Raw genomic sequence first — 23,191 nt, 5'->3', positions numbered from 1 at the left:
ATTTTACCTAAAATTAGTAAAAAGTCAACATTTTTTTGGTAAAAAATAAATATTTTTACTTGCCTTTTTACTGAAATTACCTATACTATAATTAATAAAGTCTATTATCCGGAGGTAGCTTATGGCGACGATCACCGATATCGCAAAGGAAGCAGGCGTATCGATCTCTACTGTTTCACGCGTATTGAATTATGACGACACACTCTCAGCAACAGAAGAAACCAAACGAAAAGTTTTCGAAATTGCAGAAAAGCTAAATTACACCAAATATAAAAAGAAAGCCAGAAAAAGTGGCAACTTAAATCCAGCGACTGAGCTTTCGAAAAAAAATGGTGTCATTGGTTTGATCACTTGGCGCACGAGTGACGAGGAATTAGAAGATATTTATTACATGTCCATTCGCTTAGCTGCGGAAAAACGCGCAGTCGAACTTGGTTATCATGTAACAAACTTCTCTCAAAACGAACAACATCAACTACAAGCAGTCGATGGCGTTTTAGCAATCGGTAAATTTACACAGGAAAAAATCGATGAATTAAATACCACTGCGCCGAATCTCTGTGTCGTTGGATCAAATTTTCCTTTTCACGATTATGATTGTGTCAATACTGACTTCGGTCAAGCTACGGAAGTCGCCCTTCATCATCTGCTCGATTTAGGCCATAAAAAGATTGCTTATATCGGTGCAGAAGAAAGTGATAATCTCTATGGTTTTCGAACCTACAAAACACCAACAACAAATACGTATATCGACATGATGAAACATCATCATTTGTTTGATGAAAACTATTTTTTTGTAAAAGAAAACAGTTCACTTGACGTTAAAACAAGTGAAGCATTAACTGAAAAAGCCTTGGCACATTGGCAAGGCGATTTACCAACTGCCATCTTAGCCGCAAACGATGCTTTTGCTATCGGCATCATCCATACATTGAATGCGCACGACATTCAAGTTCCCGAACAAATCAGTGTGATGGGCATCAATGATTTATCTATTTCTCGCTATATCACGCCTCCCCTTTCTACAGTGAGAGCTTATACAGAAGAAATGGGCGAAACAGGGATCAATCTCTTACATGAGCGCATCCACACACCGGGCATCGCAAAACGCATCCTTTTAGATACAGAATTAGTCGTCAGGGGCTCAACGACACGTCCTGTTGAAACCAGACGTTGAACAGTGATCATCCCCGAGAATAAGCCAGAAAACCCCAAGTTTGAATATAGGGTTTTCTGGCTTATTTCTTACGAAGCTACTTCTGGAATGCCTTTTTATTTCTCGTTAGACGTCCTCCGTATAGGGTTGTTGTCATTTACTTGTAATCGTGCACTCGATTTGGATCGTTCCTGCTCGCTCCAACTGATAAGTTGCTTGAATCAACGTAGCTTCTACTTCTTGACCGTAATGATTGAAATATGTCTGTCTGATCAACTGAACAGGTCTTGAAAAAAGCATCTCACACTTTTCCTTTTCCCCTACAATGCACACCGTTCCTTCTCTAACTTCAACTGGATGAATTGTTATAAAATTTTCAACTACCTCCTGATTTTCTTTGTCAGATACGAAAACATCCTTTAGCATTAATTGTCGTTTGGTACGATCTACTTCTAACGTTCGTTCCATCTGAAGCAATCTTGCCTGTCGAGGATAAATATGAGTTAATTCGGTCTTAAAAATACCGCCAGTTCTTGTTCGTTGAAAACTCGTATTTTCCGCTGACACGGTACCCGAAAGCTGGTAAGCATCAGCAATGATCGGCACACTATGTCCAAGTGCATTGTTAACTAAAAAACGATAGCGCTTTTTTTCGTCAAAATAATCTTTTGTATACTCACCCGCTCCAAGATCTGTTAAAAACAACGTTTCTTTTGTACCGAAAATGAAATGACCGATATCAAGATGATTATGACTTTCATCATTGCGTCCTCCTTTGGCTGCAAAAACCAAATTTTCTTTTGCAGATTGAAGAACACCCCATGCCACATCATCAAAAAAATGAAAGATTTCTTTTGAACTATCTCCATTGTACTGCTTTGTCCAAAGTAAATTACGTAATAAAGGAGCAAAGCGATAGCAATGATCAAAATCCAACTCATTCATCGCTTTGATTTCTGGAATTTCGACACGAAACCTTTCATGACAGAAGCTCAATAGTCCACTAGGCAGCTCTGCTGGATGATAATCAGAAAACGGTACTCCCTCTTTTTCATCGATCATCACGTAAAAAGGAAAAGCCGCGATTCTTTTTACTTTGTCATCTGATAAATAGCGGTCATCCTCGTAAACTTGTTGATATTTTTCCGCAAAATAGCAATAATAACCAAACCCATAAGCCCAGTAACTGATACCTTCTTCACAGGCACCATCATTTCCAAAGCTGCGTAGATAAGATTGGATACAGCGATCAACCTTCACTAATATTTCTTTTTGTAACTCAGCATTTCTTTCTAATAAATCCAATGCCGCCATTCCGATCGAACCACCGATTACCGCACTCCAATTGTTTTCCAATGATTCAAACGACCATGTCTCTTTTATCAAAGGAACAAATAAACGTTGAGCAACTTCTGTCCTGATTCGAAAAGTCAACGTTTCAGACAATTCTGTCGAAAAAAGACAGACGATTTCTGCTAGCATTTGCCCCGTCTCGGCAGCAAATAAATCGATCCATGTGGCGGCATCTAAACGAAAGTGATCGCCCTCGATCGGTAAATGAGCGGGTAAACTCCAACTATATTCGTTACAGATTTCCCATAGGACTTGTTCCAATTTTTCAATAACTTCTACTTCTTTTTGTTGTAATAAGGACAATGTCAAGACACTTACTTGTTTACGTCTGGCAAAGTAGGCAGTCTCAAAAGACAATCGCTCACCAGTCCGTAAGAAATCCCTATAGCCCGAAACTGGCAAATTAGGTACTGTTGGATTCACAAGATATTCTTTTTTTGCTTCTAATAATTGCATCAAAAAGCGCTTTTTCATTATCTATCCCTTCATTGGCTGATCATTCTTACCCCAAAATTCAATTTGCGTTAGTGCCGGAAACGGTGATGGATCTTCTGCTTGGATCAACTTACAAAAACGTACAGTTCTGGTCTTTTTCTGAGCAAATGAAAAATGTTGTGGATGAGCAGTTTTCTCTGTTGCAAATGTTTCACTTGTACCATCGTCAAACTCGATCGTTACATTCGTCCAGTAACTATCATGCGGAAAATCTGCACGCCATGTGAAAACAACTTTATCCAACTGGACATCTCGCCCAAAATCGATCGTCAAAGCTGCATCAGCTTGCTGATTGATCCCCCAAGATTGAAACGGATATGAGCCATGAGAGTGATTGGCATAAACACCATCGATTGCGTTGCAAGCAAAGAAAGTTGCATCATTCCTCGTTTCCACATTCGCACTTGCATGAGGATAAGCCCCAGATTCTTCTTTTTGATCATGCGGATTCAGCGCTAAATTACGATACATTTTGACCTCATCCTCAGAAGCACAGCGAACACTGATGTAATGACGTCCTCCAGAAAAACGAGTCTCCGGTCTAGCTTTGATACGATTCGACTGAAACGAAACTTCATACGTCCATTTATTTTCTGGTAAATACACAAGCGAAGGTTCTAAAGTTTCATCTAATTTAACCCATAAATAACTCCCTGACTCTTCCGTTTCAACAACGATCTGATCCCCTTCTTGGTACTCAAATTTTCTCATGGACAAATGCACAAAATTTTCCGCAGATTCCACCAGGTCTTTCTCGATCTCCTCTTCTCCTTGAAGATGCTTTCTTGGCACACCCTCATTATCATAAATTGCGACTGTTAACTTGGTCATTTTCTACCTCCTACGAGCATTTTTATCTATTATAACGTGACTAGCAAGAAAAGAAAACGATTTATTTTACTAAATATTTAGTAATTTAATTGAAACACATGAAAGAAGCGTTTTGACCTCAATAATAAGATAGAGAATTGAAAATCGTTTTTCATAATATCCATTTCAGGAGCCACACGTTAGCTAATGAGCCAAGCCCTTCATATCTTTCCATTTTTTAAACACCAATTACTCTTTTAAAAAAAGCTAGTATCCCAGTACCTTTTCAATCGGATGGAACTTTACTATTTATCGCCCTGAGAATATTCTTTTATTTCGAAAAATTAGATAAAAACAAATAAATAACCCTTAAAAACTAATTAAAATCACATTTATCTAATTATCACTTTTATAAACTATAATAGAAAACGTATTCAACATAACGTTTTTTCATATTAAAATAATATATCTTACTAAATTAAAACTAAATTATATTGCAAATACATACTGATAATCATGGAAAAAGGAATAGTATATATAGCAAAATCATCAAAAAATATTTGATTTGCAAAAAAGTTAAATAAAAATGTGAAAATAATGATAAAAACATTGATTAAATTTTAAATAACGAATACACTAATAGTAATAACTAAATTCTTATTTAAAAAAAATGTAATTATTTTTTCTCCTATCATTGTCTAAAAAGAAAGGCTGCCAGTATGAATAATTTACCTATGACATTACAATTAGATAATCAATTCAAACGACAGTATAACTTGTTACAGTTTATACGTACGCATCAGAATAAAAATTTAACGCTTAGTGATCTATCTCAGGAATTAGGTACATCAAAGCCAACTTTACGAAAAGATATCGACATTATCAATAGTTCTTTGCCTACGAACGATTTTCAATTAACCTACAATGACCAAGGTTTCTTACAAATCACTCAACAAGAAATCTCTGTCGATTCAGTGATCACTCGGTTAGCAAAAGACACGACGATTTATCGTATGATGGATTTATTGCTCCATGATAAAGCCTACACTACAGAAGAATTATCCGAACACTTAATGATTTCTCGCAGCTCGATTTTTAACATTATACGCCATATGAATGAAGTGCTAAAAGAATACCGCGTATCGATCGCAACAGGTCCACTAACCTTTATTGGTAAAGAAGAAGATATTCGCTTTTTACTCTTTTCATTTTATTCTAGTTTTGGCGATAGTCAGATCATTGATTCTGATAGTAATCACCATGCACAAACGATTATTGAACATGGTCGAAAAAGTGGGATCACTTTTCTTCATTTTAGTCATTTTCGTTTCACTCTTTGGTTATCCATCGCTAAAGTAAGAGGGCAAGCTAAAAAATTTTGCCATTTGAAGGAAAGTACAGCCGAATTAGTTAAAAAGAATCGGGGATATCAAGTTATCGAACCATTGATTGCCTTATATTATTCCTCACTATTCAAGCTAGCAATCCCTGAATCAGAATCTTTATGGCTCTATCTCGCCTTTTTACATTGTGTCTCTTACTCAAAATGGCAAGGCTTAGACGAAGAGCGAGTATATGCTTTTCGCCGAGAAGAAAGTGCGCCAGTCGTTGCAGCAGTTCACCGTTTTTTATTACAGGTTTTCCCTAAGCAGATGCTAGATGACGGCTCTTTAGAAAAAATGGAGGCCTTTTTGATCAATACAAGATTACTTTCAAATATGAGTACGTCTTATGAAATGACTTCCGTTACTTTGATTGATTTAATGAAAGAAAAATATCCGGAGATTTATCAGCTTTGGTTTCGCCAATTAGAGCGTTTAAAAGCAAATCCACTATTTGAGTTCACTCATCTTGATCACTTAGCTGCTAGTTTGACTACGTTTCATGCAACGATTTTACGTATAAAATCACAGCAGCCCCTTAGAGTCATTGTAGCGCTGCAAAGCTGTCCATCGATGGATGACTACATCATTCAAGAAGCAGAATTACTCTTCTTGCGACAAATCTCTGTCAAATTTTTGATTGAGCAACCAGTAACTATAAAAGAGATCAACGATCATCAAGCCAGTCTGATCATCTGCAACTATGATTTGCACTTAAATGAAGATTTACCTTGTCCAATCCACCGCCTACCTAATATCCCTTCAAAAGAGGATTGGACGCTTCTAATGGATAAAATCACTTATTTAAATTCAGCTACTTCTACAGCAAACAATACAGGTTATTTTTAGGCACTTTATTTTTATTTATAGAAGAATACCCAGTGAATTATTTTGAGATCTCAAATAATTCACTGGGTATTCTTCGTGGCTCAACTTATTGGTTTGTTTGTATGTATCGATGCCGACAACGTTTGATAAGAAAATACCAACATCCAGGATAAAACAGCACGATCCTGAGATGAGTAGATTTTGAGTTTGAGCACTCTTGTTTTGCTAAAACCCTTTTGTTTTACTTAGATGATCGCCACCCTTGTATCTACTTTGATAGGTTTGATTACATGATTTATTTCCACCATAGATGAATGACCTAAAATACGTTTTACTCTAGATCAATCGACGGATTTTTTCTTTTTTCTATACAGCAATACGTATGGAACTATACAAGCTAAACTATTTAACAAAAGTACAACTATCCGCTTTATTGCGATTAAATATAATGGAACATAATGTAGGCCTTCACCTATCATCTCAAATAAAAGAGTAAAACCAGATTGAGTATACATGAATGTTATCATCAAATTAAATAATACAACAACCGTATAAGCAATTAGTGAAGTGAGCTTGATCCATTTGTTGTGATTTCCTAAAAATAGTAAGCTTATCAATCCACCAACTATTGTTATAATAGTAGCAAATAGCAGTATATTATCAATAAAATGCATAATACTATCATACTTAACTAGATTTTCAATTGATAAAACTAGCAGTAAGAATATTGTTGGAATGATCGAGATGACTACAGCACTCTTCTGATAACCTAATCCACCTTTAGTCCAATTACTCACTTTTAGAATTTTTATATCTTTGACTATTCGATATAAACTAACGACTGTTCTCTCCTCATCAAGTATGTATATGTGATTCGCCAAAATCATGAATATTAGTGATAAAATATAATAGATGATCAACAATCCGATAGTAACAAACTTTAAAGGAACATTTGCTGGCCTTGAATTTACGCTCCCTTCATCTAAGTAGATAATAGCTGGAGAGTTGATTAATACGATAATCCAAAGTAGTACTGTCCCAGTACTCATATTGAAAAAGAACATAGATTTTGACTTTAAATTCTTTTGATAAGGTAATAGTAGATTTAACCATGGCAGTAAGAATACAAGCAAATACAACCCGAATGACAAGTAAACAAACCAAAAATATGCTCCACTCAATAAATAAAATTGAGCCACCTGAGCGGTTCCAAGAGCAAGAATAGCAGTTGAACCTAAAGCAACAACGATTCTCCAGCTTTTTTTTAGATCAAATTTTTTATGTATCCCCTCAAGTACATCATATATATGTATTTTTATGATAATATCGTGTAAAACCATAGTAATGATCCATTGCACTATAGCGATACATAGATAAACAATGGGGAGCAACCACACTAAAACTAAAAAAATTTCATCATCTCCTTTATTAATAGCTTTTCTCTAGCTTGTTTAGTAACATTTAGCCATCAATTGTACTCAATTTTGAATAAATGAAATAAAGTATATAAATACCTAAAAACACCAACTAGATACTCGCTCTTGATAAATAAGAACTGTTTATATGTATGATTTTAAATGAGTTTCCACTAGTTGTAAACACTATACTATTTTGTACTCCCATTGATTCGATGAATGGTTCAAACTGACTTTCACTATATATAGATGCTAGGAATGTCTAAGGTTCGATGTCGTGTAAAACGTGCCCCAGATAACTGTTTTTTTCGGCTCTTTGAAACAGCCAGCATCACTCCGAAAAGTTATCAATCAGAAATTATTTTTTCGTTTTGGCTACTAGCCACTGTAGCAAACCAGGTTCTTTTCATCAAGCAGATGGTTTTCTGCGCCCACAGAAGAATCACTGATTTTCTTCAAGTTACTCCACTTTCTCCATTAGAGAGTAATTTCCCGCTTGTTCTTTCTATCCTACAAACTTGAAATCTAGACTTTTATCCTTAGAAATACACATGGCGTACGCTTGCTTCTTGGTGGGATTTCTGACTAAACCAATAGCTTTAGATAGTTTTCTTCCTAATTACGTTAAAAAGAGAATAACAGAAGATTAAGTAAAATTGAAGCCCACTTCTTTCTCCTATAATAGAGATACAACTTTTACATGGTATTACAACATAGGTACTATCATTTGGATATAAAAAAAGAACCTCTTAATGTAAGATATACCTACACTAAAAGGTTATTGTGATACCGGCGGCCGGGGTCGAACCGGCACGATCGTGAGATCACTGGATTTTGAGTCCAGCGCGTCTGCCAATTCCGCCACGCCGGCAAATAGATGAAACTGGGGTAGCTGGATTCGAACCAACGCATGAGGGAGTCAAAGTCCCTTGCCTTACCGCTTGGCTATACCCCAATGAAAAAGGGCGAATGATGGGAATCGAACCCACGAGTGTCGGAGCCACAATCCGATGCGTTAACCACTTCGCCACATCCGCCATGATAAAATAATCTGTTATTTAATTTGCGAATAAAAAACTAAGATGTGGTCATCTTAGTTAATACCGGCGGCCGGGGTCGAACCGGCACGCCCTCAACGGGCACTGGATTTTGAGTCCAGCGCGTCTGCCAATTCCGCCACGCCGGCAATGTAATTAGTACTAAGGCGGTAACCGGATTTGAACCGGTGATGAAGGTTTTGCAGACCTCTGCCTTACCACTTGGCTATACCGCCATTATACTATTTTTAGCTATAAATTAATATTTATAGGACTGGGGTAGCTGGATTCGAACCAACGCATGAGGGAGTCAAAGTCCCTTGCCTTACCGCTTGGCTATACCCCAATGAAAAAAGGCGAATGATGGGAATCGAACCCACGAATGTCGGAGCCACAATCCGATGCGTTAACCACTTCGCCACATCCGCCATGGCAGGGGCAGCAGGAATTGAACCCACACTAACGGTTTTGGAGACCGCTGTTCTACCTTTAAACTATGCCCCTATAAAATGGAGGAGAGTGGATTCGAACCACTGAACCCTAAGGAACGGATTTACAGTCCGTCGCGTTTAGCCACTTCGCTACTCCTCCATGGTGGCGCGGGACAGAATCGAACTGCCGACACACGGAGCTTCAATCCGTTGCTCTACCAACTGAGCTACCGCGCCATAAAGAATAAATTAATAAATTGTTTGTTAATTGAATAGAAATGACGGTCCCGACGGGAATCGAACCCGCGATCTCCTGCGTGACAGGCAGGCATGTTAACCCCTACACCACGGAACCAAATCATTATGGAGGTTAACGGGATCGAACCGCTGACCCTCTGCTTGTAAGGCAGATGCTCTCCCAGCTGAGCTAAACCTCCAATGTATCCAATTAATGACCCGTACGGGATTCGAACCCGTGTTACCGCCGTGAAAGGGCGGTGTCTTAACCGCTTGACCAACGGGCCAGTAAAAAATCAATTACGGAGAGTAAGGGATTCGAACCCTTGAGACAGTTTGCACCATCTACATGATTTCCAATCATGCTCCTTCGGCCTCTCGGACAACTCTCCAGAGTGAAAGAAGCTCATTACTCTTCTCATAAATGAGAACTCCGGCAGTAGGACTCGAACCTACGACATCATGATTAACAGTCATGCGCTACTACCAACTGAGCTATGCCGGAATAATAATACCAGCGTGGCGGCGTCCTACTCTCACAAGGGGCAACCCCTCACTACAATCGGCGCTAAGAAGCTTAACTTCTGTGTTCGGCATGGTTACAGGTGTATCCTTCTCGCCATCGCCACCACACTTGGTGTTATCTATTTTTGAGTAAATCTTGTTCACTCAAAACTGGATTTGAAGTATCAGTAAGAAACTCTCCGAGTTTTTCATTTTATTTTGGTTAAGTCCTCGATCGATTAGTATCAGTCCGCTCCATACATCACTGTACTTCCACTTCTGACCTATCTACCTGATCATCTCTCAGGGATCTTACTTTCTTAAAGAAATGGGAAATCTCATCTTGAGGTGGGCTTCACACTTAGATGCTTTCAGCGTTTATCCCTTCCCTACATAGCTACCCAGCAATGCCCTTGGCAGAACAACTGGTACACCAGCGGTAAGTCCATCCCGGTCCTCTCGTACTAAGGACAGCTCCTCTCAAATTTCCAACGCCCGCGACGGATAGGGACCGAACTGTCTCACGACGTTCTGAACCCAGCTCGCGTGCCGCTTTAATGGGCGAACAGCCCAACCCTTGGGACCGACTACAGCCCCAGGATGCGACGAGCCGACATCGAGGTGCCAAACCTCCCCGTCGATGTGGACTCTTGGGGGAGATAAGCCTGTTATCCCCAGGGTAGCTTTTATCCGTTGAGCGATGGCCCTTCCATGCGGAACCACCGGATCACTAAGCCCGACTTTCGTCCCTGCTCGACTTGTAGGTCTCGCAGTCAAGCTCCCTTCTGCCTTTACACTCTTCGAATGATTTCCAACCATTCTGAGGGAACCTTTGGGCGCCTCCGTTACTCTTTAGGAGGCGACCGCCCCAGTCAAACTGCCCATCTGACACTGTCTCCCACCACGATCAGTGGTGCGGGTTAGAGTGGCCATAACGCAGGGGTAGTATCCCACCAGCGCCTCCATCGAAACTAGCGTTCCGATTTCTACGGCTCCTACCTATCCTGTACATGCGGTACAGACACTCAATATCAAACTACAGTAAAGCTCCATGGGGTCTTTCCGTCCTGTCGCGGGTAACCTGCATCTTCACAGGTACTAAAATTTCACCGAGTCTCTCGTTGAGACAGTGCCCAAATCGTTACGCCTTTCGTGCGGGTCGGAACTTACCCGACAAGGAATTTCGCTACCTTAGGACCGTTATAGTTACGGCCGCCGTTTACTGGGGCTTCAATTCGTACCTTCGCTTACGCTAAGCACTCCTCTTAACCTTCCAGCACCGGGCAGGCGTCAGCCCCTATACTTCATCTTACGATTTTGCAGAGACCTGTGTTTTTGATAAACAGTCGCTTGGGCCTATTCACTGCGGCTGATCTGACGATCAGCACCCCTTCTCCCGAAGTTACGGGGTCATTTTGCCGAGTTCCTTAACGAGAGTTCTCTCGCTCACCTTAGGATTCTCTCCTCGACTACCTGTGTCGGTTTGCGGTACGGGTCGTTGTTTTCTCACTAGAAGCTTTTCTCGGCAGTGTGACGTCAGGAACTTCGGTACTATTATTTCCCTCCCCATCACAGCTTGTCCTTAAAGTTAGAAGCATTTGACTCCTATCAAGACTTACTGCTTGGACAGACATTTCCGATCGTCTGCATTCCTTAGCCTCCTGCGTCCCTCCATTGCTCAAACAAAAACAACGAGTACAGGAATATCAACCTGTTGTCCATCGCCTACGCCTGTCGGCCTCGGCTTAGGTCCCGACTAACCCTGGGCGGACGAGCCTTCCCCAGGAAACCTTAGTCATTCGGTGGACAGGATTCTCACCTGTCTTTCGCTACTCATACCGGCATTCTCACTTCTAAGCGCTCCAGCAGTCCTCACGATCTACCTTCAACGCCCTTAGAACGCTCTCCTACCAATGCACCTAATGGTGCACTCCACAGCTTCGGTAATATGTTTAGCCCCGGTACATTTTCGGCGCAGGGTCACTCGACTAGTGAGCTATTACGCACTCTTTAAATGGTGGCTGCTTCTAAGCCAACATCCTAGTTGTCTGTGCAACCCCACATCCTTTTCCACTTAACATATATTTTGGGACCTTAGCTGGTGGTCTGGGCTGTTTCCCTTTCGACTATGGATCTTATCACTCACAGTCTGACTCCCGGATATGAATGAATGGCATTCGGAGTTTATCTGAATTCGGTAACCCGAGATGGGCCCCTAGTCCAAACAGTGCTCTACCTCCATCATTCTCAAATCCGAGGCTAGCCCTAAAGCTATTTCGGAGAGAACCAGCTATCTCCAAGTTCGTTTGGAATTTCTCCGCTACCCACACCTCATCCCCGCACTTTTCAACGTACGTGGGTTCGGTCCTCCAGTGCGTTTTACCGCACCTTCAACCTGGACATGGGTAGATCACATGGTTTCGGGTCTACGACTACATACTCAAACGCCCTATTCAGACTCGCTTTCGCTGCGGCTCCGTCTCTTCAACTTAACCTCGCATGCAATCGTAACTCGCCGGTTCATTCTACAAAAGGCACGCCATCACCCATTAACGGGCTTTGACTTGTTGTAGGCACACGGTTTCAGGTTCTATTTCACTCCCCTTCCGGGGTGCTTTTCACCTTTCCCTCACGGTACTGGTTCACTATCGGTCACTAGGGAGTATTTAGCCTTGGGAGATGGTCCTCCCGGATTCCGACGGAATTCCTCGTGTTCCGCCGTACTCAGGATCCTCCTAGGTGCCTTTCAAATTTCGTCTACGGGGCTTTCACCCTCTTTGACTGACTTTTCCAAGTCATTCGACTATCTGAAAGAACTACCAGATCGGAGTCCTACAACCCCAATGAGCAAGCTCATTGGTTTGGGCTTTTCCCGTTTCGCTCGCCGCTACTCAGGGAATCGAATTTTCTTTCTCTTCCTGCAGGTACTTAGATGTTTCAGTTCTCTGCGTCTACCTCGTATACGCTATGTATTCACGTATACGTAACATCCTATAAAAGATGCTGGGTTCCCCCATTCGGAAATCTCTGGATCATAGCTTACGTACAGCTCCCCAAAGCATATCGGTGTTAGTCCCGTCCTTCATCGGCTCCTAGTGCCAAGGCATCCACCGTGCGCCCTTATTCACTTAACCTTATCAACCTTACGGTTGAGTTTTGATCTTTCTTCTAGCGATAGAAGTCCGATCAAGAAAAATAAGCAATTGAACTTATTAAAAAACTCATTCAACGCGGTGTTCTCGGTTTGTATTACTTACATTTTTTACTTCAATATCCAGTTTTCAATGAACAAAAATTTTGAGAGTAGACCTCTCAAAACTGAACAAAGTATCGACAAACGTGTGTAGTCTCCGTAATATTCCTTAGAAAGGAGGTGATCCAGCCGCACCTTCCGATACGGCTACCTTGTTACGACTTCACCCCAATCATCTATCCCACCTTAGGCGGCTGGCTCCAAAAGGTTACCTCACCGACTTCGGGTGTTACAAACTCTCGTGGTGTGACGGGCGGTGTGTACAAGGCCCGGGAACGTATTCACCGCGGCGTGCTGATCCGCGATTACTAGCGATTCCGGCTTCATGTAGGCGAGTTGCAGCCTACAATCCGAACTGAGAGAAGCTTTAAGAGATTAGCTTAGCCTCGCGACTTCGCGACTCGTTGTACTTCCCATTGTAGCACGTGTGTAGCCCAGGTCATAAGGGGCATGATGATTTGACGTCATCCCCACCTTCCTCCGGTTTGTCACCGGCAGTCTTGCTAGAGTGCCCAACTAAATGATGGCAACTAACAATAAGGGTTGCGCTCGTTGCGGGACTTAACCCAACATCTCACGACACGAGCTGACGACAACCATGCACCACCTGTCACTTTGCCCCCGAAGGGGAAGCTCTATCTCTAGAGTGGTCAAAGGATGTCAAGACCTGGTAAGGTTCTTCGCGTTGCTTCGAATTAAACCACATGCTCCACCGCTTGTGCGGGCCCCCGTCAATTCCTTTGAGTTTCAACCTTGCGGTCGTACTCCCCAGGCGGAGTGCTTAATGCGTTAGCTGCAGCACTGAAGGGCGGAAACCCTCCAACACTTAGCACTCATCGTTTACGGCGTGGACTACCAGGGTATCTAATCCTGTTTGCTCCCCACGCTTTCGAGCCTCAGCGTCAGTTACAGACCAGAGAGCCGCCTTCGCCACTGGTGTTCCTCCATATATCTACGCATTTCACCGCTACACATGGAATTCCACTCTCCTCTTCTGCACTCAAGTCTCCCAGTTTCCAATGACCCTCCCCGGTTGAGCCGGGGGCTTTCACATCAGACTTAAGAAACCGCCTGCGCTCGCTTTACGCCCAATAAATCCGGACAACGCTTGCCACCTACGTATTACCGCGGCTGCTGGCACGTAGTTAGCCGTGGCTTTCTGGTTAGATACCGTCAAGGGGTGAACAGTTACTCTCACCCTTGTTCTTCTCTAACAACAGAGTTTTACGATCCGAAAACCTTCTTCACTCACGCGGCGTTGCTCGGTCAGACTTTCGTCCATTGCCGAAGATTCCCTACTGCTGCCTCCCGTAGGAGTTTGGGCCGTGTCTCAGTCCCAATGTGGCCGATCACCCTCTCAGGTCGGCTATGCATCGTGGCCTTGGTGAGCCGTTACCTCACCAACTAGCTAATGCACCGCGGGTCCATCCATCAGCGGCACCGTAAAGCGCCTTTCAAACCGAAACCATGCGGTTTCGATTGTTATACGGTATTAGCACCTGTTTCCAAGTGTTATCCCCTTCTGATGGGCAGGTTACCCACGTGTTACTCACCCGTTCGCCACTCCTCTTTTTCCGGTGGAGCAAGCTCCGGTGGAAAAAGAAGCGTTCGACTTGCATGTATTAGGCACGCCGCCAGCGTTCGTCCTGAGCCAGGATCAAACTCTCATAATATGCTAGTTCCTCACAGCGATAGCTGATGTGGAACTGTAGTTCGAAATTTACTTTCGAACATCATAATAGTTCATTTGTTAAGCTCAATTTGTTTGCTAGCATATTGCTTGCTTGTTAAAAATGTTTGTTGTCTTGAATTGAATCAAGACGCCCTACACATTTGGTTTGTCTTACTTTGTTCAGTTTTCAAAGGTCTAATCTTTCTTGTTTCAACAACTTTTATATCTTAACACTTTCTTAAAAGATTGTCAACAAGTTTTTTCTTTCTTATTTAGAAAGTTTGTTGCCGTCATTCCTTAGCGACTTGATTAATATATCATCTCGTTTGTTATTTGTCAATAACTTTTTTCGTTGATTTATTAAGCTTTATATCACTTTTAAAATTAGCGACTCAGTTATTATAACATAGCTCCAAAACCTAGTCAACAGTTAAATCAAACAATTTGTTGCAGTAGTTTTATCTGCTTTGTCAGAACAAATAATAATATATCAAGGACTCAAAAAAATTGCAATAGAAAAAATGCGATTTTCAATGAATATTTTTAAAGCCGAATATTCAGCGTTTTTCTTTTAAAATCAACAGTTTTTTACTGTTATTTAATTGCATACAGCTGAAATCAAAGAATTAAAGTTCGCCTCTTTTTCAGACATCCTCCGCAAAGATCTGATTATTAGAGCAAAAGACGGCTCGCTACGTTCGATAAATCCATAAAAAAAACAAGTAAAGTATGATACTTTACTTGTCCTCTGTTCTTACGATCGGTACAAAAATCCTAAAAATCGTCCCTTGACCAACCACACTCTCAGCTAATATTCGACCTTTATAGCTTTCGACAAGTTGTTTGGCGATAGACAACCCTAAACCATTTCCACCTTTTGTTCGTGCTCTCGCTTTATCGACCCGATAAAAACGGTTGAAAATTTTCTTCAGGTCCTCTTCAGGGATTCCTTCACCAAAATCTTGGATGGCAATCTCAAATTCGCTAAGTGTTGATGAGATTGAGATATGAACTTCTTTTCTAGTCGTTGAATACTTCACCGCATTATCTAAGATGATGATGATCAATTGCTCAAAATGATTCCTAAATATTTGTAGTGTTACTTCCTTAGCTAAGTCATCATCTAGTGTAATGACATAGTCTGGATAAAGTAATTTAAAATTATTGAATACTTGATAAGTCACTTCTTTTGCATTCGTCGTTTCATTGGCATAATAAACATCTACTTGTTCTGCCCTTGAAAGATCCAGCATTTCTTGTACTAAACTTTTCATACGACTGATTTCTTGCATACTTGCGGTCAATGACTCTTCTAGAATTTCAGGATCATCTTTCCCCCAACGATTCAACAGGTTGAGATGCCCTTCAATAATTGCTACAGGGGTTCTTAATTCATGAGAGACATCTTCTACAAATTGTTCTTGCTGCTCAATATACAGACGCATACGATCAAGCATTTCATTGAAGATCTCAGCAAGGTCGGCGAGTTCATCATCTGTATCGATCTCTGGCATGTGGATATCTGATTGCGGATCTTTACGAATCGTATCCATGGTGTCTCTTAATACTTTTAACGGTTTCAAGAAGTATGAAGATAAGAAGAAGCCTAAGATACTACTTAATATCAAAGAGACGATCTCTAACACGATCAACGTCAACAAGAGATTGTTTCTTATGTCGTAGAAAGATGAAAGTTCGTAAAAGGTTTGAGTATACCCGATTTTTTCTCTCGTTTGTTTAGAATAAATAGGCTGGATCGATAAAAAACCAGTTTTTCCATCTAAGGTAACGATCGTTGGAATCTTACGCGTTGTTTGAATCAATGAACGGCTTTTTTCATGTGTTTTGAAAATCAGCTTTTCATCAAGATCGTAAACGTATAGATCCATTGAGGCTTGACCAAGTTCAGAAATAAAGGAATCGATCTTCATCAAGTTTCCTTCAATGATCGCTGTATCATCGCCAGTGCCACCAGTTTGGTCAGCATTCGTTAAATTGCGATAGGCACTGATCAACGTCAACTCTTCGTCTGAATTTGATAAACGAGAAGCTGCTTCAGAAATCGTATGTTCCACGTTCGCTCGTTCTTTTGCTACGATCAAGTTGATCGATGACTTATAAGTGATCACCGCAAAGATCGTAAAGACGACAAATATGAAGAAAGAACTTGCAAAGGCCCACTTGATTGTCAAGGATGGACCTTTAAGTTCTCTTTTTTCTGTTTTATTGTAGTTGCTCACGAGCGCATCACGTAACCAGTCCCACGTACTGTTTGGATATAACTTTCCTCACCAGGAACGTCGATCTTATTACGAAGATAACGAATATACACATCCACTACGTTCGTTTCTACTTCGGTTTCATAACCCCAGACTTTATTCAATAAAACATCACGGGCAAGTACCACATTGACATTTTCCATTAAAGTAAGTAATAGCTCATACTCGCGTTTTGTTAATTCAATGACTTCATTGCCACGACGTACGACTCTGTTTTCTTTTTCGATCGTCAAATCGCGATAAGTGATCGTTGTTTGTTTGGCTACGTTTTTATCTCCTTCGATGTCGATACGGCGTAATAAAGCACGCAGACGTGCCAACAACTCTTCGATCGCAAATGGTTTGACGATGTAATCATCTGCCCCGTGATCTAGACCTGAAACTCGGTCGATGACAGAATCTCTTGCAGTCATCATGATGATCGGTGTATTTTTTGCTTGACGCACACGACGACAAACTTCAAGTCCGTTCAATTCAGGTAACATCAAATCTAATAAAATCGCATCCCACTCATTATTCAAAGCGGCATCAAGACCTGTCCGTCCATTGTAATGTACTTCAGCATTATACCCTTCATGCTTTAATTCTAACTCGACAAATCGGGCTAAATTTTTCTCATCTTCAATGATTAGAATATTACTCATTCAATTTTATCCTTTCTCTCTCCTAGGCTTCTAAACTCCATTATTATACCGATATATATTTTTTTAATCTAAAATCATTTTATCATGGAATACCATTTTTAAAAAGAGCTGAAGTCGTTCTCTATAAATTGACCTCAGCTCTTTCTTTATTACTTATTTGTTTCGCATGTTGAAGAGTTTAATCTTCGTTATACCATGAGTAATGGAAGATTCCTTCTTTGTCAACACGCTCATACGTATGTGCCCCAAAGTAATCACGTTGTGCTTGGATGATGTTTGCAGGCAAACGTTCGGCTCTGTATGAATCAAAGTAAGCAATGGCTGAAGAGAATGTTGGAACTGGTACGCCTGCTTGAACGGCTAGAGCAACAACTTCTCGTACGGCTTGTTGGTATTTCTTAGTGATCTCAACAAAGTAGTCATCCAATAAAAGATTTTCAATGTCAGGATTAGTATCGTAGGCATCTGTGATTTTTTGCAAGAAACGCGCGCGGATGATACAGCCGGCACGCCAGATTTTTGCGATTTCACCAAATGGCAGATCCCAACCATAATCTTTTGATGCGACACGTAGCTGTGCAAATCCTTGGGCATAGCTCATGATTTTACTGAAGTACAATGCTTCACGAATTTTTTCGATAAATTCTTTTTTATCGCCTTTGAATTCAAAGTCATTTGTATGTGACAAGATTTTGCTTGCTTGTACACGTTCTTCTTTGTATGCAGAGATATATCGGGCAAATACCGACTCAGTGATCAATGGAAGTGGTACACCAAGGTCTAAGGCACTTTGGCTTGTCCATTTACCTGTCCCTTTGTTTCCAGCAGCATCAAGGATCACATCTACGATCGGTTGACCTGTCCCTTCATCGTCTTTACGTGTCAAGATATCCGCAGTGATCTCGATCAAGTAGCTGTCTAATTCGCCTTCATTCCATTCTTTGAAGATATCTGCCATCTCATCAACAGATAGACCTAGAATATTTTTCATCAAGTCGTAAGATTCAGCAATCAACTGCATATCGCCATACTCGATCCCATTGTGGACCATTTTCACGTAATGTCCTGCACCATTTGGACCAATGTAAGTCACACATGGCGTACCATCTTCCGCTTTTGCAGAGATTTGTTCAAGGATCGGTGCAACTAACTCATACGCTTCTTTTTGTCCACCAGGCATGATCGAAGGTCCTTTTAACGCCCCTTCTTCTCCACCTGAAACACCAGTTCCGATGAAGTTGATGCCAGAGTTAGCTAACTCTTCGTTTCTACGGATCGTATCTTGGAAGAAGGTATTTCCACCATCGATCAAGATATCGCCTTTGTCTAAGTGTGGTAATAATTCTTGGATGGTCGCATCGGTTGCTGGTCCTGCTTTGACCATCAAAAGGATACGACGTGGTTTTTCGATTGAATCAACAAATTCTTCGATCGTGTATGTTGCTTTGAAGTTTTTGTCTGGATGCTCTTCTACCACATCTGTTGTTTTTGCTCCTGTACGGTTGAATAGAGCAACAGAGTAGCCGCGGCTTTCAATGTTAAGGGCTAGATTTTTACCCATGACGGCCATACCGACAACGCCGATTTGTTGTTTTGACATATAAACTCCTCCTACATATGGGATATTCTCCCTAATCTCTCTCATTATAGCTTAACATGGCTTACTTGCAAACCAAATAACTACGAATCGGTCATGTTTCTTATCTTATATATTCGAAATCCAATTGTTATTTAAGAATCAAAAAATAAACCCCAAGGCTCCATGGTTAGCCTTGAGGTTTTACATTTTCTAAATAAAATGTATTAAGCTTCTTTAGACATTACGTCCTTACCATCGTAGTAACCACAACTTGCACATACGTGATGGCTTTTTTTCATTTCACCACAGTTTGGACATTCGTTCAATCCTTTGATTGTCAATTTGTAATGAGTACGACGTTTTGCTTTTTTAGCTTTCGATGTTCTTCTAGCTGGTACTGCCATTTTGCTACACCTCCTTGTAAAGTCTCGTATCAAAATTTGATACAATATATTCCAATCTTACGCTTTATCATCTTCTTCTGATGCTGAATCAAAAAATTCTGATAGTTTTGCAAGACGAGGATCTACTTTTGTCTCAGCTTCTTCCGTTTTGCGTCTTTCGTACTCTTCTTCAGATAGCACTTCCCAGTCATTTCCTTTCGGTAATTCAGTGGATTGCTCTTCTTCTTCTGTGAGTACACGCATCGGAATCGCCAATAAAATGTTGTCTTCGATCGACTCTGTCACATCAAGATGTGTTCCTTCGATCAAGAGAATCTCTTCTGAAGGTAACTGTGCATCTCTACGTTGGTATTGTTCCATCGTCATAAACAATTCATCCACAGACAGTTTGATTGGTAATTCAACTGGGGTCAATGAACGAGTAGACGGAACAGTCAGTGTCGTCTGCGCAGTGTAATGAACGAGATAGCCTTTGTTATCTACTGAGACTAGACCTTCGACTTCCACAGGCGCAACATCTAAAATTGAATCGTCTCGCTTCATAAGAGCCTTTTTTACGTCAAGGGTCTCATGAAAAGTTAACGGTGTCTCTTGGTATTTTCTCAATTCCAATAAAGACCATTTCATAGTTTCATCACTCCTAAGCAACAAAAGCTATTATACAGGGCAAAAAGTCGGTTGTCAATGAAATTTTCTTGACACCTTACACTTCATAAAAAAACATTTAGCTTGTTGGGACAAGGTTTCGATATACTTATTTTTGTTCTCACTGATTTTCTTTAACTTGTTTGATTTGATAGTCGGAAAATTATGGATTACAATAAACATTATTTATATGTTGAGGGAGCGAATCGTTTCATGAATACCAGAGATCTTGAATATTATGTTCAAATCGTCAAACAAAAAAACTTCACCAAGGTCGCTAAGTTTTTCGAGGTCAGTCAGCCAACGATCACTTATGCCATCCAACGCCTTGAAAAAGAACTTGGTGCTACGCTCATTACAAGAGATCGTTCCCATCATGAACTGATCATCACTCCTGCTGGCAAGCAATTGATGATCCACGCACAATCAGTCTTACAAGAAATTACTCTTGCCAAAGCTGAGATTGCACAATTACAAAAGAAAAAATTGCGTTTTGGCATGCCGCCTATCATTGGTAACGAGTATTTCCCAAAATTATCGAGCTACTTTATCAAGTACCAATTGATGGCACAGATCGATATCGTTGATGGTGGTTCTCGTGATCTATACGGAATGATCCATCAAGGTCGTATCGATATCGCAATCCTCGGGTCCACACAACCGATTGTCGATCATAAGCTTGAAGTCGAACGATTGTTAGATAAATGCTTTATGATCGTCGTTTCTCCTTCACACCCTCTAGCAGAGCGCACAAGCGTTTCTTTTAAGGAGTTAGCAGATGAACAATTTGTTTTGCTAAATGAGCACTACGTCCATCCTGCTGCATTTACGAAGCTTTCTAAGCAAACGCATATCGAACCAAAGATTGTTTATCAAAGTAACGATTTGAACATCTTGAAAAGCATGGTCCGGGAAAATATCGGCATCGGCTTTTTGACGGAGATCGCCATCCACCCTGAAGATAATTTGGTCGCTATTCCTCTGGCAGATACTGATCAACCACGTTTTTTGATCTCATTAGCTACACGTGCGCAACAGTTGCCAACCGTCTTACATGAAAACGTGATTGAAGTGATCCACGAATTCATGCAAACACAAAAATAGTTTACTCAAACGAAACATTGGATCACACAAAAAAAGAGTGCTGAGATTTCTCTCGGCACTCTTTTTGATGTGGATTAGATAGCTGTTGTTTCTCCGCGATATACAATACCACGACGAGCATCAACAGTAATCAATTCTCCGTCTTTGATTGTTGAAGTTGCGTCTTTCGCACCAACGATCACAGGAATATCTTGTGCAATCCCTACAACTGCTGCGTGAGAAGTCAAACCGCCTTCTTCAACAACAACTGCTGCTGCTTTTTCGATTGCAGGCATGTATTCTTTGTCTGTTGAAGGAACAACTAATACCATACCGTCTTTCGCTTTTTTGATTGCTTCTGCTGCTGATGAAGCAACGACAGCGTTAGCTACTAAAGATTGTTGTCCGATTCCTTGAGCTTCAAGCAATTTTGAACCAATCATTTGGATCTTCATTACGTTTGTTGTTCCACGTTCACCAACTGGTACACCAGCAGTGATCAAGATCAAGTCGCCTTCTGAAGCAAAGCCTAGTTCAACTGCTTTTTTCGCAGCTAATTCGAACATTTCGTCTGTTGTTGATGGTTTTTCTGCAACTGTTGGATATACACCCCAGTTAAGCATCAAACCACGTTTTGTGCGTTCGTCAAATGTAACAGCTAAGATGTCAGCATCTGGACGGTATTTAGAGATCATTTTTGCTGTATAACCAGATTCAGTTGCAGCAACGATTGTTTTAACGCCTAAGTTTTTCGCAGCACGAGCAACAGATAGACCGATTGTTTCTGTCACATCAGTTTTATCAAATTCATTTAATTGGAATGAACCTAATTCTGATAATGCCATTTCAGCTTGTTGGTCGATACGAGCCATTGTTGCAACAGCTTCAACAGGATAGTCACCATTTGCTGATTCACCTGATAGCATTGTTGCATCAGTTCCGTCAAATACCGCATTCGCAACGTCAGAAGCTTCCGCACGTGTTGGACGTGGGTTTTCTTGCATTGATTCTAACATTTGTGTTGCAGTGATTACTGGGATACCCGCAGCGTTACATTTTTTGATGATACGTTTTTGCACCATTGGTACTAATTCAGTAGGGATCTCAACACCCATATCTCCACGAGCGATCATCACACCGTCAGAAACTTTGATGATTTCATCGATGTTGTCGATACCTTCTTGAGATTCGATTTTAGGGAAGATTTGAACATGTGTCATGTCTTTTTCTTCTAAAATTTCACGGATGTCTAATACGTCTTGCGCTTTACGAACAAAACTTGCTGCGATGAAGTCGATGTCGTTATCAAGTCCGAAACGGATATCGTCAGCATCTTTTGGTGTAATACCTGGTAAACTGATTGATACGCCTGGTGCATTCACACCTTTACGTGATCCTAGCATACCTGCATTTTTAACTTCTACAACTAATTCGCGTGTTGCTTCGTCTTTTTCGATGATTTCCATGTCGATCAAGCCATCATCGAATAAGATGTGTCCACCTACATGTACGTCTTCAAAAAGACCTGGGTAAGTCACAGCGATTTTTTCTTTTGAACCAACATGTTCAGGGTCCATTGAGATGCGTGTTTTGTCGCCTACTTCAAATTTGATGTAGCCTGCGCGGCCAAAATCTTCTTCAGTTGTACCTTGAACTGTTGTACGGATTTCTGCACCTTTTGTATCTAAAAGGATACCGACATCTTTACCAGTTTTTTTAACTGCTTCACGAACCATTACCATACGAGATAATTGTTCTTCATGGTCACCATGTGAAAAGTTGAAGCGGAAGACATTTGCTCCAGATTCAATCAATTTAGAAATAGTTTCTACTGAATTACTGGCTGGTCCTAATGTACTAACGATTTTCGTTTTTTTCATTTTACAAAACTCTCCCATTCAAATTGTTTATTTAAAGCCATTCAAAGCTTAAATATCTGTTAGATATTGAGAAGACTTGCTTCTCACTCCCATGTATATCTAGT

The 23,191-nt window shown here is 40.8% G+C and carries 12 protein-coding genes, 15 tRNA genes and 3 rRNA genes; 3 read left to right on the top strand and 27 right to left on the bottom strand.

Going from position 1 to position 23,191, the window contains the following annotated elements; all coding sequences use genetic code 11:
- The first annotated feature begins 121 nt into the window (after positions 1–121).
- Entirely contained in the window at positions 122–1,177 is a 1,056-nt protein-coding gene (locus DOK79_RS11175) for a LacI family DNA-binding transcriptional regulator (RefSeq protein ID WP_206856390.1), read from the top strand.
- 132 nt (positions 1,178–1,309) lie between these two features.
- Here the strand turns inward: DOK79_RS11175 and DOK79_RS11170 are convergent, their stop codons facing one another.
- Together DOK79_RS11170 and DOK79_RS11165 are read right to left on the bottom strand one after the other, a co-directional pair.
- A complete protein-coding gene (locus tag DOK79_RS11170) occupies positions 1,310–2,983 on the bottom strand; it encodes a heparinase II/III family protein (RefSeq protein ID WP_206856388.1) in 1,674 nt (557 codons plus the stop codon).
- A gap of 3 nt (positions 2,984–2,986) precedes the next feature.
- Positions 2,987–3,835 (bottom strand): discoidin domain-containing protein, encoded by an 849-nt coding sequence (locus tag DOK79_RS11165; RefSeq protein ID WP_206856386.1) that lies wholly within the window; start codon positions 3,833–3,835, stop codon positions 2,987–2,989.
- A gap of 698 nt (positions 3,836–4,533) precedes the next feature.
- Between DOK79_RS11165 and DOK79_RS11160 the strand changes: the two genes are divergently transcribed.
- Positions 4,534–6,045 carry a helix-turn-helix domain-containing protein gene (locus tag DOK79_RS11160; protein ID WP_206856384.1) on the top strand — a complete coding sequence of 504 codons (1,512 nt, stop codon included), beginning with the start codon at positions 4,534–4,536 and terminating at the stop codon, positions 6,043–6,045.
- A 320-nt stretch (positions 6,046–6,365) separates the two neighbouring features.
- Here DOK79_RS11160 and DOK79_RS11155 read toward each other — a convergent pair whose 3' ends face one another.
- The 24 genes from DOK79_RS11155 to DOK79_RS11040 all read right to left on the bottom strand — a co-directional run bounded on the left by DOK79_RS11155 (position 6,366) and on the right by DOK79_RS11040 (position 20,106).
- Positions 6,366–7,364, bottom strand: a complete 999-nt coding sequence (locus tag DOK79_RS11155; RefSeq protein WP_206859611.1) for a hypothetical protein — start codon at positions 7,362–7,364, stop codon at positions 6,366–6,368.
- An 862-nt stretch (positions 7,365–8,226) separates the two neighbouring features.
- Positions 8,227–8,310: transfer RNA gene (locus tag DOK79_RS11150), tRNA-Leu, on the bottom strand.
- Between the two features lie 12 nt (positions 8,311–8,322).
- Positions 8,323–8,394: transfer RNA gene (locus DOK79_RS11145), tRNA-Gln, on the bottom strand.
- A 9-nt stretch (positions 8,395–8,403) separates the two neighbouring features.
- Positions 8,404–8,476 (bottom strand) — tRNA-His (locus DOK79_RS11140).
- A 64-nt stretch (positions 8,477–8,540) separates the two neighbouring features.
- A tRNA-Leu gene (locus DOK79_RS11135) sits at positions 8,541–8,625 on the bottom strand.
- A gap of 16 nt (positions 8,626–8,641) precedes the next feature.
- A tRNA-Cys gene (locus DOK79_RS11130) sits at positions 8,642–8,712 on the bottom strand.
- Positions 8,713–8,750: 38 nt separating this feature from the next.
- A tRNA-Gln gene (locus DOK79_RS11125) sits at positions 8,751–8,822 on the bottom strand.
- A 9-nt stretch (positions 8,823–8,831) separates the two neighbouring features.
- Positions 8,832–8,904, bottom strand: a tRNA-His gene (locus DOK79_RS11120).
- Between the two features lie 2 nt (positions 8,905–8,906).
- Positions 8,907–8,980 (bottom strand) — tRNA-Trp (locus DOK79_RS11115).
- A gap of 6 nt (positions 8,981–8,986) precedes the next feature.
- A tRNA-Tyr gene (locus DOK79_RS11110) sits at positions 8,987–9,067 on the bottom strand.
- A gap of 1 nt (position 9,068) precedes the next feature.
- A tRNA-Phe gene (locus tag DOK79_RS11105) sits at positions 9,069–9,144 on the bottom strand.
- 45 nt (positions 9,145–9,189) lie between these two features.
- A tRNA-Asp gene (locus tag DOK79_RS11100) sits at positions 9,190–9,262 on the bottom strand.
- Between the two features lie 9 nt (positions 9,263–9,271).
- Positions 9,272–9,344 (bottom strand) — tRNA-Val (locus DOK79_RS11095).
- A gap of 15 nt (positions 9,345–9,359) precedes the next feature.
- Positions 9,360–9,431, bottom strand: a tRNA-Glu gene (locus DOK79_RS11090).
- A gap of 16 nt (positions 9,432–9,447) precedes the next feature.
- Positions 9,448–9,536 (bottom strand) — tRNA-Ser (locus DOK79_RS11085).
- Positions 9,537–9,575: 39 nt separating this feature from the next.
- Positions 9,576–9,649 (bottom strand) — tRNA-Asn (locus DOK79_RS11080).
- A 12-nt stretch (positions 9,650–9,661) separates the two neighbouring features.
- A 5S ribosomal RNA gene (gene rrf, locus DOK79_RS11075) occupies positions 9,662–9,777 on the bottom strand.
- A 90-nt stretch (positions 9,778–9,867) separates the two neighbouring features.
- Positions 9,868–12,782: ribosomal RNA gene (locus DOK79_RS11070) — 23S ribosomal RNA — on the bottom strand.
- 232 nt (positions 12,783–13,014) lie between these two features.
- Positions 13,015–14,574: ribosomal RNA gene (locus tag DOK79_RS11065) — 16S ribosomal RNA — on the bottom strand.
- Together the 16S, 23S and 5S rRNA genes with 15 tRNA genes alongside form the textbook arrangement of a ribosomal RNA operon.
- A 736-nt stretch (positions 14,575–15,310) precedes the next feature.
- Positions 15,311–16,813, bottom strand: coding sequence for an ATP-binding protein (locus DOK79_RS11060; RefSeq protein WP_206858440.1), 1,503 nt, complete (start codon positions 16,811–16,813; stop codon positions 15,311–15,313).
- Entirely contained in the window at positions 16,810–17,496 is a 687-nt protein-coding gene (locus tag DOK79_RS11055) for a response regulator transcription factor (RefSeq protein WP_010735834.1), read from the bottom strand. The genes DOK79_RS11060 and DOK79_RS11055 overlap by 4 nt, the downstream gene beginning before the upstream one ends.
- 178 nt (positions 17,497–17,674) lie before the next feature.
- Entirely contained in the window at positions 17,675–19,096 is a 1,422-nt protein-coding gene (gndA, locus tag DOK79_RS11050; RefSeq protein ID WP_206858437.1) for an NADP-dependent phosphogluconate dehydrogenase, read from the bottom strand.
- A 203-nt stretch (positions 19,097–19,299) separates the two neighbouring features.
- Entirely contained in the window at positions 19,300–19,479 is a 180-nt protein-coding gene (gene rpmF / locus DOK79_RS11045) for a 50S ribosomal protein L32 (protein WP_010735836.1), read from the bottom strand.
- A gap of 57 nt (positions 19,480–19,536) precedes the next feature.
- On the bottom strand, positions 19,537–20,106 hold the full coding sequence (locus DOK79_RS11040; protein ID WP_206858433.1) for a YceD family protein: 570 nt from the start codon (positions 20,104–20,106) through the stop codon (positions 19,537–19,539).
- 231 nt (positions 20,107–20,337) lie between these two features.
- On the opposite strand from DOK79_RS11040, the gene DOK79_RS11035 reads away from it, so the two are divergent.
- Entirely contained in the window at positions 20,338–21,228 is an 891-nt protein-coding gene (locus DOK79_RS11035; protein WP_206858473.1) for a LysR substrate-binding domain-containing protein, read from the top strand.
- Positions 21,229–21,302: 74 nt separating this feature from the next.
- On the opposite strand, the gene pyk is transcribed toward DOK79_RS11035, so the two are convergent.
- Positions 21,303–23,087, bottom strand: coding sequence for a pyruvate kinase (gene pyk / locus DOK79_RS11030; RefSeq protein ID WP_206858430.1), 1,785 nt, complete (start codon positions 23,085–23,087; stop codon positions 21,303–21,305).
- Positions 23,088–23,191 lie beyond the last annotated feature (104 nt).

This window comes from Enterococcus sp. DIV1094, from assembly GCF_017316305.2.
Lineage (GTDB): Bacteria > Bacillota > Bacilli > Lactobacillales > Enterococcaceae > Enterococcus_B > Enterococcus_B mangumiae.
This window is presented reverse-complemented; position numbering and strand designations above follow the sequence as displayed.

What these genes read in the sequence shown, in the direction of transcription:
- DOK79_RS11175 (WP_206856390.1), top strand. Translation starts at nt 122, where the DNA reads ATGGCGACGATCACCGATATCGCAAAGGAAGCAGGCGTATCGATCTCT.
- DOK79_RS11170 (WP_206856388.1), bottom strand. Translation starts at nt 2,983, where the DNA reads ATGAAAAAGCGCTTTTTGATGCAATTATTAGAAGCAAAAAAAGAATAT.
- DOK79_RS11165 (WP_206856386.1), bottom strand. Translation starts at nt 3,835, where the DNA reads ATGACCAAGTTAACAGTCGCAATTTATGATAATGAGGGTGTGCCAAGA.
- DOK79_RS11160 (WP_206856384.1), top strand. Translation starts at nt 4,534, where the DNA reads ATGAATAATTTACCTATGACATTACAATTAGATAATCAATTCAAACGA.
- DOK79_RS11155 (WP_206859611.1), bottom strand. Translation starts at nt 7,364, where the DNA reads ATGGTTTTACACGATATTATCATAAAAATACATATATATGATGTACTT.
- DOK79_RS11055 (WP_010735834.1), bottom strand. Translation starts at nt 17,496, where the DNA reads ATGAGTAATATTCTAATCATTGAAGATGAGAAAAATTTAGCCCGATTT.
- gndA (WP_206858437.1), bottom strand. Translation starts at nt 19,096, where the DNA reads ATGTCAAAACAACAAATCGGCGTTGTCGGTATGGCCGTCATGGGTAAA.
- rpmF (WP_010735836.1), bottom strand. Translation starts at nt 19,479, where the DNA reads ATGGCAGTACCAGCTAGAAGAACATCGAAAGCTAAAAAAGCAAAACGT.
- DOK79_RS11040 (WP_206858433.1), bottom strand. Translation starts at nt 20,106, where the DNA reads ATGAAATGGTCTTTATTGGAATTGAGAAAATACCAAGAGACACCGTTA.
- DOK79_RS11035 (WP_206858473.1), top strand. Translation starts at nt 20,338, where the DNA reads ATGAATACCAGAGATCTTGAATATTATGTTCAAATCGTCAAACAAAAA.
- pyk (WP_206858430.1), bottom strand. Translation starts at nt 23,087, where the DNA reads ATGAAAAAAACGAAAATCGTTAGTACATTAGGACCAGCCAGTAATTCA.